20 protein-coding genes are annotated in these 18,482 nt (G+C 70.0%); 11 read left to right on the top strand and 9 right to left on the bottom strand.

Annotated elements, in window-relative coordinates:
* Window positions 1-25: 25 nt before the first annotated feature.
* Both NE358_RS10745 and NE358_RS10740 read left to right on the top strand, forming a co-directional pair.
* Window positions 26-646 carry a hypothetical protein gene (locus NE358_RS10745; RefSeq protein WP_289938355.1) on the top strand — a complete coding sequence of 207 codons (621 nt, stop codon included), beginning with the start codon at window positions 26-28 and terminating at the stop codon, window positions 644-646.
* Window positions 643-1,602, top strand: a complete 960-nt coding sequence (locus tag NE358_RS10740) for a S41 family peptidase (RefSeq protein ID WP_499317790.1) — start codon at window positions 643-645, stop codon at window positions 1,600-1,602. Before NE358_RS10745 ends, NE358_RS10740 begins: the two co-directional genes overlap by 4 nt.
* Before the next feature lie 18 nt (window positions 1,603-1,620).
* On the opposite strand, the gene NE358_RS10735 is transcribed toward NE358_RS10740, so the two are convergent.
* The 6 genes from NE358_RS10735 to NE358_RS10710 all read right to left on the bottom strand — a co-directional run bounded on the left by NE358_RS10735 (window position 1,621) and on the right by NE358_RS10710 (window position 8,064).
* Window positions 1,621-3,066: a sensor histidine kinase gene (locus NE358_RS10735; protein WP_103206385.1), complete on the bottom strand. Its 1,446-nt coding sequence runs from the start codon at window positions 3,064-3,066 to the stop codon at window positions 1,621-1,623.
* A gap of 158 nt (window positions 3,067-3,224) precedes the next feature.
* Entirely contained in the window at window positions 3,225-3,959 is a 735-nt protein-coding gene (locus NE358_RS10730) for a response regulator transcription factor (protein WP_103206474.1), read from the bottom strand.
* A gap of 5 nt (window positions 3,960-3,964) precedes the next feature.
* On the bottom strand, window positions 3,965-4,432 hold the full coding sequence (locus NE358_RS10725) for a VanZ family protein (RefSeq protein WP_289938347.1): 468 nt from the start codon (window positions 4,430-4,432) through the stop codon (window positions 3,965-3,967).
* A gap of 8 nt (window positions 4,433-4,440) precedes the next feature.
* Window positions 4,441-6,036, bottom strand: a complete 1,596-nt coding sequence (gene gnd, locus NE358_RS10720; protein WP_289938345.1) for an NADP-dependent phosphogluconate dehydrogenase — start codon at window positions 6,034-6,036, stop codon at window positions 4,441-4,443.
* A gap of 88 nt (window positions 6,037-6,124) precedes the next feature.
* Window positions 6,125-6,640, bottom strand: a complete 516-nt coding sequence (locus tag NE358_RS10715; protein ID WP_289938344.1) for a gluconokinase — start codon at window positions 6,638-6,640, stop codon at window positions 6,125-6,127.
* Between the two features lie 20 nt (window positions 6,641-6,660).
* Window positions 6,661-8,064, bottom strand: coding sequence for a GntP family permease (locus tag NE358_RS10710; protein WP_116238932.1), 1,404 nt, complete (start codon window positions 8,062-8,064; stop codon window positions 6,661-6,663).
* Window positions 8,065-8,205: 141 nt separating this feature from the next.
* On the opposite strand from NE358_RS10710, the gene NE358_RS10705 reads away from it, so the two are divergent.
* The gene (locus tag NE358_RS10705; RefSeq protein WP_289938342.1) at window positions 8,206-8,916 is read left to right on the top strand and encodes a FadR/GntR family transcriptional regulator; all 711 of its coding nucleotides are present in this window, start codon (window positions 8,206-8,208) and stop codon (window positions 8,914-8,916) included.
* Between the two features lie 83 nt (window positions 8,917-8,999).
* Here the strand turns inward: NE358_RS10705 and NE358_RS10700 are convergent, their stop codons facing one another.
* The gene (locus tag NE358_RS10700) at window positions 9,000-9,914 is read right to left on the bottom strand and encodes an NAD(P)-dependent oxidoreductase (RefSeq protein WP_289938341.1); all 915 of its coding nucleotides are present in this window, start codon (window positions 9,912-9,914) and stop codon (window positions 9,000-9,002) included.
* 45 nt (window positions 9,915-9,959) lie between these two features.
* On the opposite strand from NE358_RS10700, the gene NE358_RS10695 reads away from it, so the two are divergent.
* From NE358_RS10695 to NE358_RS10670, 6 genes are all read left to right on the top strand, one after another.
* The gene (locus NE358_RS10695) at window positions 9,960-11,084 is read left to right on the top strand and encodes a D-2-hydroxyacid dehydrogenase (protein ID WP_499317786.1); all 1,125 of its coding nucleotides are present in this window, start codon (window positions 9,960-9,962) and stop codon (window positions 11,082-11,084) included.
* A 24-nt stretch (window positions 11,085-11,108) separates the two neighbouring features.
* Window positions 11,109-11,903 carry an IclR family transcriptional regulator gene (locus NE358_RS10690; protein WP_116238929.1) on the top strand — a complete coding sequence of 265 codons (795 nt, stop codon included), beginning with the start codon at window positions 11,109-11,111 and terminating at the stop codon, window positions 11,901-11,903.
* A gap of 160 nt (window positions 11,904-12,063) precedes the next feature.
* Window positions 12,064-13,473 carry an MFS transporter gene (locus NE358_RS10685; protein WP_499317784.1) on the top strand — a complete coding sequence of 470 codons (1,410 nt, stop codon included), beginning with the start codon at window positions 12,064-12,066 and terminating at the stop codon, window positions 13,471-13,473.
* Window positions 13,470-14,237 (top strand): SDR family oxidoreductase, encoded by a 768-nt coding sequence (locus tag NE358_RS10680; RefSeq protein ID WP_289938334.1) that lies wholly within the window; start codon window positions 13,470-13,472, stop codon window positions 14,235-14,237. Before NE358_RS10685 ends, NE358_RS10680 begins: the two co-directional genes overlap by 4 nt.
* Entirely contained in the window at window positions 14,237-14,974 is a 738-nt protein-coding gene (locus NE358_RS10675; RefSeq protein WP_289938332.1) for a fumarylacetoacetate hydrolase family protein, read from the top strand. The genes NE358_RS10680 and NE358_RS10675 overlap by 1 nt, the downstream gene beginning before the upstream one ends.
* An 8-nt stretch (window positions 14,975-14,982) precedes the next feature.
* A complete protein-coding gene (locus tag NE358_RS10670) occupies window positions 14,983-16,020 on the top strand; it encodes an alcohol dehydrogenase catalytic domain-containing protein (protein ID WP_289938328.1) in 1,038 nt (345 codons plus the stop codon).
* A gap of 128 nt (window positions 16,021-16,148) precedes the next feature.
* On the opposite strand, the gene NE358_RS10665 is transcribed toward NE358_RS10670, so the two are convergent.
* Window positions 16,149-16,274, bottom strand: a complete 126-nt coding sequence (locus NE358_RS10665) for a hypothetical protein (RefSeq protein WP_258873361.1) — start codon at window positions 16,272-16,274, stop codon at window positions 16,149-16,151.
* 296 nt (window positions 16,275-16,570) lie between these two features.
* Here NE358_RS10665 and NE358_RS10660 point away from each other — a divergent pair, with 296 nt between their 5' ends.
* Complete coding sequence (locus NE358_RS10660) at window positions 16,571-17,209, top strand: 50S ribosomal protein L25/general stress protein Ctc (protein WP_289938321.1); 639 nt, start codon at window positions 16,571-16,573, stop codon at window positions 17,207-17,209.
* 129 nt (window positions 17,210-17,338) lie between these two features.
* A complete protein-coding gene (gene pth, locus NE358_RS10655) occupies window positions 17,339-17,923 on the top strand; it encodes an aminoacyl-tRNA hydrolase (protein ID WP_103206398.1) in 585 nt (194 codons plus the stop codon).
* 65 nt (window positions 17,924-17,988) lie between these two features.
* Here pth and NE358_RS10650 read toward each other — a convergent pair whose 3' ends face one another.
* A complete protein-coding gene (locus NE358_RS10650) occupies window positions 17,989-18,474 on the bottom strand; it encodes a hypothetical protein (protein ID WP_141375874.1) in 486 nt (161 codons plus the stop codon).
* Window positions 18,475-18,482: the final 8 nt, after the last annotated feature.

Raw genomic sequence — 18,482 nt, 5'->3', positions numbered from 1 at the left:
GAGTTCGACCCGGAAGGGTGGGGGGATGTCGTTCTCCTTCTTTCCCGTCGAGCCGTCCGGCGATCACGAGAACCCGTTCGATCAGCGTCATGAGCGGCAGCCCTCGTTCGAGCCTCCTCGCGACGAGGTGCCGGTACTCTTTCCTGCCTCCGAGGTCGTCGGGCGAGGAGACGACGTGGTGATCGCCCTCATGGGCGCCCGGGTGTACTCCGACGGGATCGAGATCCTCCTCGACCGGCATTTGCGCCGGGGCGCGCGGGATGCTCGAGAGTGGCAGCTCGCCCAGATGGATTTCAACGGGCATTTCCACATGGGGGAGCGGTCACCCGATCGATTGCGGTGGGGACTCGCTCTCGGCGATGGTCAGCATCTGCTTGTCGACGAGGCCTTCGGAATGCGGATGGATCAGGACTCGTCAGACGAAGGACCGGCGCCCCATACCGTCCGTCCGACCGGTGGCGGAGGCAACGGCGGCGGTGACGAGTACGTGATGCACGACGGGCTCTGGCTTCATCCCCTGCCGCCCGAGGGACCGCTCGAGATCGTGGTGCAGTGGCCGGCGTTCGGGGTCGCCGAATCCCGGGTCGTTCTCGACGCGGGGCGGATTCGCGCCCTCGCGGCATCCGTCCGTCCCCTGTGGCCGTGAACCGGGGGCGGGCCGCTCGCGTCCTCCTCCTCGCCGCGACGCTCGCCCTCAGCGGATGCTCCGCCGATGGCGGCGGAAACGGGGTCGCGACCTATGTCGATGCGGCCATCGCCGAGATGAGAGATGGGATCTACGCCGACACGGACGAATTCCGGGATGCCGTGGCTCGGGCCGAGCCCGAGCTGAAGGCGAAGGCGACGATCGCAGCGACTTACCACGGGCTGAGTGAACTGGCCGCGGTGGCGGGCGGGGTGCACTCGTGGCTGATGACGCCCGCGGACGTCTCCTCCATCGCCGAACAGAACGCGCCGGGAGCATCCTTCCCCGTGCCGACCGTGTCGACGCGCGACGGAATCAGCGTCCTCACGCTGCCCGGGTTCCAGGGTGAGGAGCCCGAGGCGGTGGAACGGTACGCATCCTCGGGTCGTGAGGCAATGCGCGCTGCCGCGGCTTCGACGGACTGCGGGTGGATCGTCGACCTTCGCGCGAACGGCGGAGGAAACGCCTGGCCCATGCTCGCCGTGGCGGCGCCGCTGCTCGATGACGGAGATGTCGTCGGGCTGAAGCGCGGCGAGGTCGTGCAGTGGGCGCACGTCGACGACGGTGGCGTCGTCTCGACGCCCGGGGGAGACGACACTGCTTCCGCCGGAGGGTTCGCCATCGACGCTCCGGTGGCGCTGCTGACGTCGGGGGTGACCGCGAGCGCTGCCGAGATCGTGGCGATCGCGTTCGCCGGACAGGCCGACGCCGTCCGAGTCGGAAAACCGACGGCGGGGTTGACGACCGGCAACGAGGCGAGGGAACTCCGTGACGGCGCGCGCCTCATCCTCACCACGACCTACGACGTCGACCGCACCGGCCGGGTCTACGACGGCCCCCTCGTTCCCGACGTCGAGGTCGCCCCCGGCCCCGACACCGAGGCTGCGCGCGCGGCGGTCAGGGAACGCTGCTCCTGACCTCCGGCATCCGGGACGTCACACCGGATCGGCGGGCTTCGCGGGGAGCCGCACCTCGAACGTCGTATCGCCGGGGGTGCTCTTCACGGTGATCGTGCCGCGGTGGGCGTCGACGATGGCGCGCGCGATCGAGAGGCCGAGGCCCGTGCCGCCGGTCTTGCGGTCGCGGGAACGGTCGGCGCGGGCGAATCGCTCGAACAGCTGGGAGGCGACCGACGGGTCGATGCCGGGGCCGTTGTCGTGCACGCGCAACACGGCCTCGGCGCCCTCGTGCGCCACCGACACGTTCACTTCGCTGCCCGCTGGCGTGTGCGTGCGGGCGTTGGCGAGCAGGTTCGCCACCACTTGGTGCAGGCGCGAGGCGTCTCCGGCGAGTTCGACGGGGGTGTCGGGGACGTCGATCGTCCACGAATGGTCGGGGCCGGCGGGGCGTGCATCGCCCACCGCTTCGACGGCGAGGCGCGTGAGGTCGACCGAGCCGTAGACGAGCTCCTGTCCCTCGTCGAGGCGAGCGAGGAGCAGCAGGTCCTCGACGAGCGTGGTCATGCGCAGCGACTGCGCCTGAATGCGTTCGAGCGACTGTTCGGTGGTCTCGACGGCCAGGGCGATGCGCTGACGGCTCTCGTCGTCCTGTGCCTGGCGCATGGCGCGCAGCGACAGTTCCGAGAACCCGCGAATGGATGCCAAGGGGGTTCGCAGTTCATGGCTGGCGTCGGCCACGAACCGGCGCATGAGCTCTTCGTTGCGCTGGCGCGCGCTGAGCGAGGCGTCGACGCGGTCGAGCAGGGTGTTGAGCGCGGTGCCCACCTGTCCGATCTCGGTGTGATCGTCGACCTGGTCGGAGGGGACGCGCTCGGTGATCGAGACGTCACCCTGGTCCATGCGCAGGGAGGCCACGCGGGTCGCGGTCTCGGCGACGGCTCGCAGGGGACGGAGCCCGAGACGGATGACGATCGCGATGATGACGGCGAGGAGCAGCAGGCCGCCCGTGGTCACCAGCGCAACGGTGGTGAGGATGGCACCGATCGTGCTGGTGACGCTCGACAAGGGGAGCCCGACCAGGAAGATGCTGTCGCTCCCGGGCGTCTGGAACGTCCGGACGAGGTACTCGCCGAGGTTCGGCAGGTCGACCGTCTGAGCGTTCGAGTCGGCTGCGGCCTGCAGGCTGTCGGCGATCCGGCCGAGGTCGTCGGTGGTGAGAGCGCGCGCCCCGTTGTCGCCGACGACGGCCCCGGTGATCCCGGTACCCCGCGAGTTCATGACGAGGAGCGTGCCGGAATCGAAGAACCCCGACTCCAAGACCTGCTCCGCCGAATTCTGGAACGCCGCCCGCGGCTGGATCGAGGCGGCCGCTTCGTCGACCTGAGCGCCGAGGTTCACGTAGAGCACCTGGCTGAGGATCGCGCTGGTCGAGATGCCGATCATCACCAGGATGAACGCCACCATGCCGATGACGGCCGTCATCAGGCGTGCTTGTAGTGTCCAAGGTCGACGGAGCCTCTTCGACAGGGGCTCCCGCTTCGGTTTCGGCTCCGGTGTGCCGGGGTCGTCGTCGGCGGAGGCGTCGGTCTGCCCTACCTCGGATGGGGGAGGAACGGGGGGTGCAGGTCTCGGCGGGATACTCACTGAGGGGCTTTGATCATGTATCCCACACCGCGCACGGTGTGGATGAGCGGGTCGTTTCCGGCGTCGATCTTCTTGCGCAGGTACGAGATGTACAGCTCGACGACGCTCGAGCGGCCCCCGAAGTCGTAGTTCCAGACGCGGTCGAGGATCTGCGCCTTCGACACCACACGACGCTGGTTGCGCATGAGGAAACGCAGCAGCTCGAACTCGGTCGCGGTCAGCTCGATCTCCTTGCCGCCGCGGATGACCTCGTGGCTGTCCTCGTTCAGCGAGAGGTCGCCGACGCGCAGGATGGGTTCCGAGTCGCGCGTCAGGGCGGTGCCCGCGCGACGCATCAGTCCGCGCAGGCGCGCCACGACCTCCTCGAGGCTGAAGGGCTTCGTGACGTAGTCGTCGCCGCCCGCGGTGAGGCCTGCGACGCGATCGGCCACGGCGTCCTTCGCCGTGAGGAAGAGCACCGGCACCTCGTTGCCCGAGTGGCGCAGGCGCTGCAGCACCGCCATGCCGTCGAGGTCGGGCATCATGATGTCGAGCACCATGGCATCCGGCTCGAAGTCGCGCGCGGACTGCAGGGCGTCGAAGCCCGATCCGGCGGTCTTGACGTCCCAGCCCTCCATGCGCAGGGCCATGGACAGCAGATCGGTGAGCATCTGCTCGTCGTCGACGACGAGGACGCGGAGGGCGCTCCCGTCGGGGCGGGTGAAGGTGGGGGCGGCGGCGGTCGCGGTCATGGAACTCATTGTGCTCTCGTATCTATGAGCTTTCTATGGCGAGCCTTATGGGAATCCTGGGAACCGGAGATCCGACGGCTGAGAACGAGCCCTATACCGACTCCGATCGCGGCTCCCAGGGTGTTCGCGACGACGTCGCGGACGTCCGCGACGCGCGTGGGCAGGAAGAACAGCTGGGTCAGCTCGATCGCCGAGCTCGCGACGGTCCCGATCAGGATGCCGTGCCACCACCGCCCGCGCCAGAGGATCACGAGCAGGCCGAGCGGCACGAACATCGCGACGTTGGAGACCGATTCGATCACGTCGAAGGTGATCCACGCCGTCGCGGGCGAGGAATGCAAGACGTCGAGCAGGCGGCTCAGGATGCCGCCGACCTCGGCGTCGTAGATCGAGGGACGCAGCGTCATCCACCACACCCCGAATGCGTAGACGCACGAAGCGGCGACGAGCCAGGCCCGTCGCCGCTTCGTCACGATGACTCTCAGTGGGTGTCTTCTGCTTCGATCTCGGTGCGGTCGCCCGACCAGAGGGTGTGGAACGTGCCCTCCTTGTCGATGCGTCGGTAGGTGTGCGCACCGAAGAAGTCGCGCTGGCCCTGGATGAGGGCCGCGGGCAGACGCTCGGCACGAAGGCCGTCGTAGTAGGCCAGCGACGAGCTGAACGCGGGAGCGGGGATGCCGCTCGCCGCCGACAGCGAGACGATGTGGCGCCATGCGTCCTGCGCCCGGCCGAGCGCCTCGACGAAGTACGGGGCGGTCAGCAGCACGGGGAGGGTGGCTTCGGCGTCGTAGGCCTCGGCGATGCGGTTGAGGAACTGCGCGCGGATGATGCACCCGCCGCGCCAGATCTTCGACACCGCGCCCAGGTCGATGCTCCAGTCGTACTGGGCGGCGCCGGCGCGGATCTCGTCGAAGCCCTGCGAGTACGCGACGATCTTCGAGGCGTAGAGGGCCAGGCGCACCTGCTCGATGAACGCGTCGGCGTCCTCGCCCGACAGCACGTCGGTGCCGGAGGGGCCGGGGAGCTCGCGCGAGACCTCGCGCTGCTCGGGGTGGCTGGACAGCGACCGCGCGAAGGTGGCCTCGGCGATGCCCGAGACGGGGACGCCCAGGTCGAGGGCCGTCTGCACGGTCCACGCGCCGGTACCCTTGGCGCCGGCCTGGTCGAGAATGACGTCGACGAGGGGCTTGCCCGTGTCGGCGTCGGTCTGGCGCAGTACTTCGGCGGTGATCTCGATGAGGTACGACTCGAGTTCGCCGCGGTTCCACTCGGCGAACACGTCGGCGATCTCGGCCGGGCTCTTGCCCGTGGCGCGGCGGATGAGGTCGTAGGCCTCGGCGATCAGCTGCATGTCGGCGTACTCGATGCCGTTGTGCACCATCTTCACGAAGTGACCGGCACCGTCGTGCCCGACGTGCGTCACGCAGGGCTCGCCCTCGGCGACCGCGGCGATGGACTTCAGGATCGGGCCGAGCGTGGCCCAGGCCTCGTCGGAGCCGCCGGGCATGATCGAGGGCCCGCGCAGGGCGCCCTCCTCCCCTCCCGAGACGCCCATGCCGACGAAGTTGATACCCGTGTCGCGCACGGCCTTCTCGCGGCGGATGGTGTCGGTGAACAGCGCGTTGCCGCCGTCGACGATGATGTCGCCCGGTTCGAAGACCTTCACGAGCTCGTCGATGACGAAGTCGGTGGGGCGGCCGGCCTTGACCATGATGATCGCGGTGCGCGGCTTCGACAGCGACGCGGCGAAGTCCTCGTACGAGAACGAGGCGACGAAGTTCGCCTCGGGGTGCTGCTCGAGAACGTGCTCCGTCTTGTCCTTGCTGCGGTTGAAGATCGCGACCGTGTTGCCCTCGCGGCTGGCGAGGTTGCGGGCGAGGTTCGAGCCCATCACGGCCAGGCCCACGACGCCGATGTTCGCTCGGCCGTCGCCGTCGCCCTCGGGGCGTGAGTCGGCGTCGGCGGTGGGGCGGTCCACCTCTTCGATGCCGGGCGCACCCTCGTGCACCTGTGCAGCCCGATGCGGGGCCTGATCCTGGTCGCTCGAGGGTCCGGTCGGGGAGGGGGTCGACGTCATTCGTTGCTCCGTGTTCAGGTGCGAGGAAGGGGTGGGCGGACTCGCGCGGGCCGCCGTTGCCACTGTATCGGCTCGGCCCGGACGTGTTTCAGGACGAGATCCGCGTGAGCTGGAGGCGGTCGATGACCTCGCGCACCTGCTCTTGAGGCGTGAGGTCGAGGTCGACGCGGATCGCGCGCTCGTCGGCATCCGGGATCTCCAGGGTCTCGAACTGCGAGGTCAGCAGCGACGGCGGCATGTAGTGGCCCTGTCGACGCAGCAGGCGTTCGAGCACGAGCTTCGGGTCGCCCATGAGCAGCACGAAGGTCACGTCGTCGCGACGCAGCACGTCGCGGTAGCTGCGTTTCAGTGCCGAGCACGTGATGACGCCGGGGCGACCGGCGGCGATCTGCCCGTCGATCCAGCCGGCGACCCGATCGAGCCAGGGCCACCGGTCGTCGTCGTTCAGGGCATGTCCGGATGCCATCTTGGCGACGTTCTCGGCGGGGTGCAGGTCGTCGCCCTCCTGGAAGTCCCAGCCGAGGCGACCGGCGAGCATGCCGGCGACGGTGGACTTGCCGGTGCCCGCGGGGCCCATGAAGACGAGAACGGGGTGGGGCGTCATGATTCTCTCTTTCTCTCCCATCAGACGAACACGCTGATCGCGAGAACGCCGGCCAGGCCCATGATCGAGATCACGCACTCCAGCACGCTCCATGTTTTCAGCGTCTGTGGGATGTTCAAGCCGAAGTACTCCTTGATGAGCCAGAAGCCGGCATCGTTCACGTGGCTCAGGAACACCGAGCCCGCGCCGATCGCGAGCACCAGCAACGCTGTCATAGGGGCGTCGAGGGTCTCGGTGAGCGGCTGCAGGATGCCGGCGGCGGTGATCGTGGCGACGGTGGCCGATCCGGTCGCGACGCGGATGACCACGGCGACCAGCCAGGCCAGCAGCAGCACGGAGACACTGGAGCCCGCGACGAGATCGGCGATCACTTTGCCGATGCCGGTGTCGACCAGCACCTGCTTGAACCCGCCGCCCGCGCCGACGATGAGGAGGATGCCGGCGATGGGACCGAGCGAGGAGCCGACGACGCTCGTCAGCTTGGCGCGGTCGAAGCCGGCGCCCCGGCCGAGCACGACGAAGCCGACGAGCACGGCCAGCAGCAGCGCGATGATCGGCAGGCCGAGGAAGTCGATGACCACCTTCCACGCGGCGGTCGAGCCGGGCGCGACGATGTCGGCAACGGCCTTCAGCAGCATGAGGAACACGGGGAGGAGGATGCTCGCGAGCGTCGCCGCGAACGACGGGCGGCGAGCGGGCTCCTCGCCCTTCTCCTCGGCCGAGACGAACAGCTCGGGCACGGGGACAGGGGCCCAGCGGGCGGCGATCGGGGCGAACAACGGGCCGGCGACGATGACCGCGGGGATCGCGACGATCACGCCGAACGCGAGGGTCAGGCCGAGGTTGGCATCCAGTGCGTCGATGGCGGCGAGCGGCCCCGGGTGCGGGGGTACGAGGCCGTGCATCGCGGAGAGGCCCGCGAGGGTCGGGATGGCGATCTTCATCAGCGAGACGCCCGAGCGGCGGGCCACGAGGATGATGACGGGGACCAGCAGTACGAGACCGACCTCGAAGAACATCGGCAGGCCGATGATCGCTCCGATCAACCCCATGACCCAGGGGAGTGAGCGCGGGGTCGCGCGGGCGACGAGGGTGTCGACGATGCGGTCGGCGCCGCCCGAGTCGGCGAGCAGCTTGCCGAAGATCGCACCGAGGGCGATGAGGATGCCGACGCCGCCCATGGTCGAGCCGAAGCCGCCGGTGAAGCTCGTCACCGAGGTGGCGATGGGCATGCCGGCGATGACGCCCGTCGTGAACCCGCCGATGGTCAGGGCGAGGAAGGGGTGCAGCTTGCCCCACGTGATGAGCACCACGATGAGGGCGATGCCGATGAGGGCGGCGGTGATCAACTGCCCGGCGGGGGCGGTGGTCGCGGACTCCGCGGCGGCGAGCGCCAGCGTGGAGGGGTGGGGGGAGAGGGCCATGAGCGTCCTTGATCCGGCGAGCGGCAGCGATGCCGCGGGTGATGTTGCAGTGGGTATTTGTCGTACATAAAACCACAGGATGCGGTGTTGTGCACGACGAATGCGTCCTTCAGGGCGCATCGCGTCTGTCATCATCGAGAAATGACGTTGGACCGTCCCGCCGTGTCGACGCTGCACGACGCCCTCGTCGACCGCCTGGGATCGGCGATCGTCGACGGGGAGCTGGGCGCCGGCTCGCGCCTGGTCACGGCGGAGCTCTCGCCCGGATCATCGCGCGGAGCGGGCCGTGAGGCCGTGCGCGTGCTGCAGTCGCTCGGGCTCGTGCGGGTGCGTCGAAAGACGGGCGTCGAGGTGCTTCCGTCGACGCAGTGGAACGTCTACGCGCCCGAGATCATCGCCTGGCGCCTCGCCGGTCCCGGCCGGCACGCGCAGTTACGCGAGCTCAGCGAGCTCCGCGGTGCGATCGAACCGCTCGCTGCACGTGCCGCGGCGACCCACGCCACCGACGCGCAGCGCCAGGTCCTGGTGGCCTCGGTGATGGAGATGGCGCGCACCGAGCACGACGCGGACGGCGCCGAGTACCTCGCGGCCGACATCCGCTTCCACCGTACGGTGCTCGCGGCATCCGGAAACACGATGTTCGCCGCCCTCGGCGCGGTCGTCGAATCGGTGCTGGTGGGGCGGACGCGACACGAGCTCATGCCGCACGACGCCAACCCGCACGCCGTGCGGTGGCACCAAGACGTGGCCTTCGCCGTCGCGGCCGGTCGCGCCGACGACGCCGTGCAGGCGATGCACCTCATCGTGCGCGAGGCGGGGGATGCGATGGCCTCCGCGGTGAGCTCGGAGTAAGGCCTCGGCGGATCCGTTGCGCGCCGGGGACGAGTCGGTCGTGGTGAGCTCGTCGCTCGCGGTCGCTCCGGCGCTCGCCGATCTCAGTCCGTGTGGGTGGGGGCGGAGCTGCGCTCCGCCGTGAAGCGGCGGGTGACGGCGATGTCGCGGCCGCCCAGGCCCCGCTCGACGATCTCGTCGAAGGCGGCTCGCAGGGCCGGCAGCAGCGCGGGCCGCGTGTCGGTGGACGCAGCGATGTCGGCCGCGAAGCGCAGATCCTTCACCATGTACTCCGCGATGCCACTGGGGGAGTCGTCGCCCGTGACGAGGCGCTCGCGACGGCTCTCGAGCAGGCGTGATCCGGCGTACCCGCCACCCAGAAGGTCCCACAGGGTCGCGGGGTCGACGCCGGAACGCTCGGCGAGCTCGGTCGCCTCCCCGAGCGCGAGGATCGTCGAGGCGACGACGAGTTGGTTGCAGGCTTTCGCCACCTGCCCGGCGCCGAGGGGGCCGAGGCGCACGGGCGTTCCGCACGGAGCCAGAAGCGCGGCGGCCCGGTCGGTGTCGGTGGGGGAGCCGCCGAGCATGATGGACAGTCGCCCGGCTTTCGCGCCGTCCTCGCCGCCAGAGACGGGGCAGTCGACCACCCGGATGCCGTCGGGGAGGCGGTCCGACAGCTCCCGCACGCCCACGGGTGACGAGGTCGAGCCGATCATGACGAGAAAATCGCGGTCGCCGATGCCTGTCAGCAGCCCGTCGGGCCCGTCGAGGTGCTCCTCGAGCTGCGGAAGGTCGGGCAGCATCACGAGCACGGCGTCGGTATGGACGGCGAGGTCACGGGCCGTCTCGGCCCACTGCGCGCCGGCCTCGATGAGCGCCGGGCGTCGCTGACGCGCATGGACGGTCAGGGAGCCGCGGGCGGCGAGCAGGTGGTGCGCCATCGGTGCCCCCATTGCCCCGAGGCCCCATACCCCGAGTCGGACGGTGGCGGGGGTGGTCTCGTCGTCGAGAGGTGTCATGCACGGCATCCTACCGACTGGACAACAGGTTGAACAGGGTTCACTATGGTGAACGTATACCGAGGTATCGAGCGGCTCGCGGTGCCCGCGACCGCGGCGAAGGGATGGACGAAGATGTCGGCGCACAAGAGCCTACGCGCGGTGGTCGCCGTTCCTTTGGCGGAGGAGCACTGTCGACTCATCGAGCGGCTGGAGCCGCGGCTCGAGCTGGTGCGCGATGCTGCTCTCACGCGCCCCATGCGCGGCCCCGCCGACTGGTCGGGTGACCCGGCCCACGTGCGCACCGACGTTGAGCAGCGCGCCTTCGAGGCGATGATCGACTCGGCCGAGGCGCTCTTCGGCATTCCCGACGTCGAGCCGGCCGCGCTCTCGCGCACGGTCACGGCCAACCCGGGGCTGCGGTGGGTCATGACGACGGCCGCCGGTGGCGGCGGGCAGGTGAAGGCCGCGGCGCTCGACGACACGGCCCTCGAGCGCATCGTGTTCACCACGAGTGCGGGCGTGCACGGCGGACCGCTCGCGGAGTTCGCGGTGTTCGGAGTGCTCGCGGGGGCCAAGGGCCTCGCGCGCCTGCGGGCAGACCAGGATGCGCGCGTCTGGTCCGATCGCTGGGAGATGCGCCAGATCGACGAGATGACCGTGCTCGTCGTGGGGCTCGGCGGCATCGGTGCCGAATGCGCTCGCCGCTTCCAGGCTCTGGGCGCCGAGGTGTGGGGCACGACCCGCTCGGGCGCGCCCGTCGAGGGAGTCGACCGCCTCGTGCCGCTCGAAGATCTCGCCGAGGCCGTCGGGCAGGTGGATGCCATCGTCGTGACGCTCCCCGGGACCGATCAGACGCACCACCTCATCGGCGCGGACATGTTCGCCGCCGTCCGTCCGGGGGTCATCCTCGCCAGCGTCGGGCGCGGCAGCGTCATCGACGAGAACGCTCTGCTCGCGGCCCTCGACGATGGCCGGGTCGGTTTCGCGGCGCTCGACGTGTTCGAGGTCGAGCCGCTGCCCGTCGACTCGCCGCTGTGGGGGCACCCGCGCGTTCTCGTGAGCCCGCACACGGCCGCGTTGAGCAGCAGGGAAGAGGAGCGGATCGCCCGTCGCTTCGCCGAGAACGCCACGCGCCTGATCGATGGACAACCGTTGCGCGCGATTGTCGATACGGTCGAGTTCTACTGATCGAGACCATCGAGGGGAGCCGGCGTGACCGACGATGACGACGGCCGGCTCGCACGGGATCCCGCCCCGGCGGTGGGGCGCAGTATTCGCCTGCTCGGGCTTCTGGCCGAGGCCGAGCGTGCGCTCACCCTGACCGAGCTGGCATCGGGGCTGGGGCTGGCGAAGTCGTCGACCGCCAACCTGTGCCTCTCGCTCGAGGCGGAGCGCATGATCGAACGTGTCCCGCTCGGCTATCGCCTCGGCATCCGCACCGCCGAGCTCGGCGGAGCTTTCGCTGCGCAGTTCAACCAGGTGCGCGAGTTCTATGCCGTCTGCGAGTCGTCGCCCGTGCTGGCGCGCGAGCTCGTGCAGGTGGCGGTGCTCGATGACGCCGACTCGCTCTACCTCGCCCGGTACGAGGGCTCGCGCTCGGTGCGTCTGGGCACGCCCTTGGGGTCTCGACTTCCCGCCGCCCTGTCGGCGACGGGGCGCGCGCTGCTCATGACGCGCGACGACGCTACCGTGCGGGACCTGCTCGCGCGTCGAGGCCCGCTGCCCGCGCTGACGGCGCACAGCACGGTCGATGTCGAGGGCATCCTCGTGAAGCTGGCGGTCGCTCGCGAGCGCGGATGGGCCATCGACGAAGAGGAGTCGTTCCGCGGAATCGTCGGGGTGGCCGTGCCCCTCGAGGGGTGGGCGCCGGGCGATCCGCAGCTGGCCCTGGGTGTCGGCATTCCCGTTCTGGATGCCACACCTGAGCGCATCACGCGCGTCGGAGAGGCGTTGCGCGGGGCCGCGTCGGCGCTGACGAATCCGTTCAGCGCGGCACCGCGCCCCTGAATGCGCTCATCTCGCCCCTCTGTGGAGGGGTATTCGTCGCGCCTCCCGATCGAGGGAGAGAGAACGGGCTCAACGAATTGTGTTCAACATGTTGAACTCGGTTCAGAGGGTTGATACAGTCCCGGTGTCGGGAGACCCCAGCCGATCAAAGGAGATGGCCGTGACCACTGCACCCACCGCACCGCCCGTGCCGCAGGACGACTCCGAGTACGCCGCCAATCTGCGGAGGGCGACGCTCGCCTCCAGCATCGGCAGCGCGCTCGAGTACTTCGATTTCGCGCTCTACGGGCTGTCGACGGCGCTGATCTTCAACGTCCTGTTCTTCTCGCAAGACAACCCGGCCCTGGCGACGGTCGCCGCTTTCGCGACCTACGGCGTCGGCTTCCTGGCACGTCCCTTCGGCGGACTCTTCTTCGGCGTGCTCGGCGACAAGCTCGGCCGTAAGTGGGTCCTCGTCATCACGATCGTGCTGATGGGCGGGGCGTCCACCGCCATCGGCCTCCTGCCCACATACGAGGCCGTCGGCATCCTCGCTCCGATCCTGCTCGTGGCCATGCGACTTCTGCAGGGCTTCGGCGCCGGCGCCGAGCAGGCGGGGGCCACGGTCCTCATGGCCGAATACGCCCCCGTCAAGCGCCGCGGATTCTTCTCGGCCCTGCCCTTCATCGGCATCCAGGCCGGAACGCTGCTCGCGGCCGTCGTGTTCAGCCTCATCTCGCTGCTGCCCGAAGACCAGCTGCTCAGCTGGGGCTGGCGCGTGCCATTCCTCGCCTCGTTCGTGCTGATCCTCCTCGCGCTGTTCATCCGCATGCGCCTGCGCGAGACGCCGACCTTCATCGAGCTCGAGAAGAGCGAGCAGATTGCCGAGCGGCCCGTGCGCGACATCTTCACGCGGGGTCTGCCCGGAGTCATCGTCGGCATCGGGCTCCGCATGGCCGAGAACGGCGGCTCCTACATGTTCAACACCCTCGCGCTGACCTTCTTCGTCGCGTCGGTGGGGGGCCAGGCCGACCGCAGCCTCCTCACCTGGGGGGTCACCCTCGGCTCGCTGATCGGCATCTTCTCGGTGCCGCTGACGGGCGCCCTGTCCGACCGGATGGGTCGTCGCACGGTGTACCGCGCGGGCGCGGTGTTCATGCTGCTCTTCACCTTCCCCGCCTGGTGGCTGATCTCGCTCGGGAGCTACCCGATCACGATCGCCGTCGTCGCGATCGGTATCGGCGTCGCCGTCAACTCCATGCTCGGACCCCAGTGCGCGATGCTTCCCGAGCTGTTCGGCAACCGCCACCGTTACCTCGGCGTCGCGATGGCGCGAGAAATCTCGGCGGTGCTCGCCGGTGGCCTCGCGGGTGTGCTGGGCGCCTATATCATCGCCGTCAGCGGCGCGAACTGGCTGCTGCTGGCGATCTACATGGCCACGCTCGCTCTGATCACCACGGCATCCACCTTCCTCGTCCCCGAAACGCTGCGCCGCGACCTCACGCGCACCGACGACGCGATCAAGGTGTCTCGCGAAGAGGCCGGCGAGGGCGTGGACGCCACGACCGTCACCGTGCGGACGATCCGATGACGGCCGCGTTCGACCTGACCGGGCGGCTGGCCCTGGTCACCGGTTCCAGCCGCGGCATCGGCCGGGCCCTCGCGCAGGGCCTCGCCGAGGCCGGGGCCACGACGCTCGTGCACGGACGGGATGCCGAGACCGCGGGACGCGCGGCGGAGGAGATCTCCGCGTCGACCGGGGTGGCCGCTCACGCGGTGACCTTCGATGTGGGGGAGCCCGGCGCTGTCGACGAGGGCGTCTCTCTCATCGAGCATCGCTACGGTGTGCCCGACATCGTCGTGAACAACGCCGGCATCCAGCGGCGCGCGCCGATCGCGGAGTTCGCCGACACCGACTGGGACGACCTGGTGCGCACGAACCTCTCGAGCGCGTTCTACGTCTCCAGACGTGTGGCCGGCGGCATGATCTCGCGCGGATCGGGCAAGCTCGTACAGATCGGCAGCGTCCAGTCGCAGCTGGCTCGCCCTTCCATCGCGGCGTACGGCGCGACGAAGGGAGCGATCGCGATGCTCACGAAGGGCCTGTGCGCCGATCTCGCGCCGCACGGCATCCAGGCCAACGCCATCGCACCCGGGTACTTCGCCACGGAGCTGACCGGGGCACTCGTCGACGACGAGAAGTTCTCCGCGTGGGTGCGCTCGCGTACGCCCGCGGGGCGGTGGGGGAACACCGGCGACCTGGTGGGGGCGCTGGTGTTCCTCTCGAGCTCGGCGAGCGACTTCGTCAACGGCCAGACGATCTTCGTCGACGGCGGCATGACGGCGGTGATTTGATGCGCATCGCTCGCGTCGAGACCCCCGCCGGGGTGCGCACGGTCCGTCTCGCCGACGACGGGTCGTGGATCCCGATCACTGATCCGTACGCGGCGTTCGCGGACGGCCGCCGCCCCGCCGACGAGGGCGACCCGGTCGCGGGACGTCTGTTGGCTCCGTGCGAGCCGATCGTGGTCGTCGGCATCGCGCAGAATGGCCCCGATCATGCCGCTCCCGTGCAGGCGTGGCTGAAGAGTCCGCGCACCGTCACCGGGTCGGGCGCGTCGGTGGCGCTCCGGCGCGACGCGGGCACCACGGTCGCCGAAGCCGAGATCGCCGTCGTCATCGGTCGCGACACCACCGGGCTGACGGCGGCGAACGCCCACGAGTACGTGCTCGGCATGACCGCCGTCAACGACCTGTCGAGCCCCGACCGGTCGGTCCTCGATCCGCGCAACTTCGAGTCCAAGGCGGGCGCGGGCTACACTCCGCTCGGGCCGTGGATCGACACCGGGTTGTCGCTCGATGCCGATCTGGCTCTGGCGCTCATCGTCGACGACGAGCCGGTCCGACAGACCTCCGCCGCGCGTCTGCCGGTCTCGCTGAGGGACTGTCTGGCCTACGTCGCCGGGTGGAACGTCCTCGGCCCGGGCGACGTCATCATGATGGGGGCACCGTTCTCCGCCGCACCGATCCACCCGGGTGCGCGGGTCGACGTCGTCGTCGCCGATGTGCGCCTTCGCACCGCAACCTTTTGAGGAGAACGGTGACCAATCTCGCCGTGGTGGCCCACGCCGCCGATGACCTCCGCATCGACGACATCGGTGAGCCGACCCCGGATGCCGATGAGGCCGTCGTCGCCGTCTCATTCGGAGGCGTCTGCGGCTCCGACCTGCACTACTGGCGACACGGGGCTGCGGGAGCATCGATCCTGCGGGAGCCGCTCGTCCTGGGCCACGAGCTGTCGGGGATGGTGGTGCGCGCCGCCGCCGACGGAAGCGGGCCCGCCGAGGGCACGCCGGTGGCCGTGCACCCGCTGACTCCGCGCGACGACGGCGCGACGCCGTGGCCGCGGGAGCGCCCGAACCTCGCGCCGGCCTCGACCTACCTGGGCTCGGCCATGCACCTCCCGCACACGCAGGGCGGGTTCGCCGAGCGTGTCGCGCTCCCCACGCGCATGCTCTTCCCTCTGCCGGCGGGGCTCGATCTCGCCACGGCCGTGCTTGCGGAGCCCGCGGCGGTCGCGTGGCACGCCGTCGAACGCGCCGGAACGGTCGCGGGCCGACGCGTCGCGGTCATCGGGTCGGGTCCCATCGGCCTGCTCGCCGTGGGAGCGGCTCGCCACCACGGTGCCGGCGAGGTCGTCGCCACTGATCTGCACGAGCTTCCGCGCCGTCTGTCAGCGGCTCGCGGGGCGCGTACCCTCGACGCGCGCGACGCGGCGGCGATCGAGGCCCTGCACGCCGACGTCGTGATCGAGTCGAGCGGCACCGTCCCCGGACTCGCAGCGGCGGTCGCGGCGGCACGGCGCGGCGGGACGGTCGTTCTGCTCGGGCTTCAAGCGGCGGGCGCGGTAGCGGCGCCGATCGCGACGGCGATCACACGGGAGCTGACGCTGACGGGGTCGTTCCGCTTCGGCGGCGAGTTCGGCGAGGTGCTGGCGGCGCTTGCCGACGGGTCACTCGCCGTGGAAGGCATCGTGACGCACGTGGCGCCCGTCGCTCACGCCCTCGACGCCTTCGCGACCGCGGCGGACGCGTCGCGATCGTCGAAGGTCGTGCTCTCGTTCGGCGGAAGCAACTGAACGACCCGTCACGCTCCCCGGAGGCGGGGGTGACGACGATCGAGGCCGTCCTCACGAACCGGTCCGCTTGAGGGTCTGCACAGCTCGGCGACCGCGGAGCGGCTCTGAGCAAGCTGCGGTTCCGGGCGTCAGTGCTTCTTGTAGTTCGTGGTGCGGCCCAGCGAGAACAGGGCGCCGACGGTGCCGAGCAGGCCGAACGCGGCGATGCCGCCGATGACCCAGAGCACGACGTGAGAGAAGAAGCCGCTATCCATGAAAATCCTCCGGGTGAGTGTCCAGCCCTTCGATCCTACCGTCGCTGCGCGCGCGGTCCTGCCCACTCCCCACCGCAACGTCGTGCGGCGGCCGTCTGCGCTGGTAGACTTCCGGGGAACTTCGGCGAGGGATGCCGCCTCGTCCGCCGTACGGCGCGCAGGGCATCCGTGATCGACGCAGTGATGCAGGCTCCCGGCTTTCCTCACGCGCTCGCGTTCGAGTCGAATCCAGACCACACAGGTGCGGACCTTGTCCGCTCACAAGCTGCGGGACACGAGCCCGCGAGGAGAACATCATGTCGGAAGACAACAAGGTCGTCGTAGAACTGCGCGAGAACTTCGGCAAGGGCTTCGCCCGTCGCCTCCGCGCCGCGGGCAAGATCCCCGCGGTCATCTACGGTCACGGCACCGAGCCCCAGCACGTCGCACTGCCCGGTCATCAGACCGCGCTGCTGATCCGTCGCGCCAACGCGCTGCTCGACCTCGACATCGCGGGCAAGAGCCAGCTCGTCCTGGTCAAGGACGTCCAGAAGGACCCCGTGCGCCAGATCATCGAGCACATCGACCTCATCGTGGTGAACAAGGGCGAGAAGGTCCAGGTCGACGTTCCCGTCGTCATCACCGGCGAGCCCTTCTCGGGCACCATCGCCATGCTGGACGCCACGTCGGTCTCGCTCGAGGTCGAGGCCACTCACATCCCGCAGAACGTCGAGGTCGATGTCGAGGGCGCCGAGGACGGCACCCAGATCACCGCCGCCGACCTGAAGCTGCCCCAGGGCGCGACCCTCATCACCGAGCCCGAGACCCTCATCGTGGGCGTCTCCGTCCCGCTCGACACGATCGCCGCCGACGAAGAGATCGCCGAGGCCGACGCCGAGGTCGCCGAAGAGCAGTCCGAAGAGGCCGAGACGGCCGACGCGGGCGACGACAAGTAATTCCCGAGGGCCGTTCACCGGTCCGATGGCAACGAGGGGTCGCGGATTCGCGTCCCCTCGTTCGTTTCCCGGCGCGTCCCACCGCGTCGTCGCGCACGGTCCACACCCGGACCCGGAAGGATGGATGCCATGGCAGACACCTGGCTCATCGTGGGTCTCGGCAACCCCGGCCCGCGCTACGAGGCGACGCGCCACAACATCGGCCAGATGGTCGTCGACGAGCTCGCCTCTCGCCGCCGCGAGCCGTTCCGCGCGCACAAGGCCAACGCGCGAGTGGTCGAGACCTGGCTGCGGCCGGGAGCGGCGAAGCTCGTGCTGGCCAAGCCCAACAGCTTCATGAACGTCTCCGGCGGCCCCGCTGCCGGCCTCGCGAGGTTCTACGGCACCGACCCCGACCGGATCGTCGTGGTGCACGACGAGCTCGACATCCCCTACGACACCATCAAGCTCAAGACCGGCGGCGGCCACGGCGGCCACAACGGTGTCCGCGACATCGCGAAGGCGCTCGGCACGCCCGACTTCCCCCGTGTGCGGGTCGGTATCGGCCGACCGATCGGTCGACAGGACCCCGCGGACTGGGTGCTCGACCCCTTCAGCGCCACGGAGCGGCAGACGCTGCCGATCCTCGTCTCCGACGCCGCGGATGCCGTGGAACTCCTGATCGACGAGGGCCTCGTCGCCGCGCAACAGCGCTTCCACGCCCCACGCGCCTGAGTCGAGAGTCGGAACGCCGATTCGGCGCGGTGTCTCGGAGCAACGAGTGGGAACGCGGTCGAGGGTCAGACCGGTGAACCGCCGGAGGAAACGCCTGCCAGCCCCGCCACGATGGCGACAAGCGTCAGCCCGCCGAAGATGACCGGTCCGAGTACCGCGATCACCAGGCCGGCGATTCCGGCACCCCGCCCCGACCGTCGCACGATAGCGACGAGCCCGAGCACGATCGCCGTGAGACCGATCACCGTTCCCGACCAGAACGCGACCTCGCCCAGCAGCACCAGATCGCGGACGGGCGACAGGACGCGCCAGTCGAAGCCGCTCGACGACATGGTGGCCAGACCGGGGGCGGCTCCGCGTGCTGAGCGGAACGCCGCGAATCCTCCGACAGCGGATGCCAGCACCGTCGCGATCACCGAGAGCGCGAGCGCCCACGTTCCCAGAGGCCGGCCGCGCCGTGTCGGCTCCGGGGGAGTGAGCAGCGTCCCGACCGGCGGAGCCGCGTGGGGGGCGGCGAAGACCGGACCGTTCGGAGCGCTCGGCGACGTCATGCGGTCAG

It is taken from the genome of Sphingomonas sp. G5 (assembly GCF_052660795.1).
Note: the sequence above shows the minus strand (reverse complement) of the source record. Positions and strands in the feature narration are given on the sequence as shown.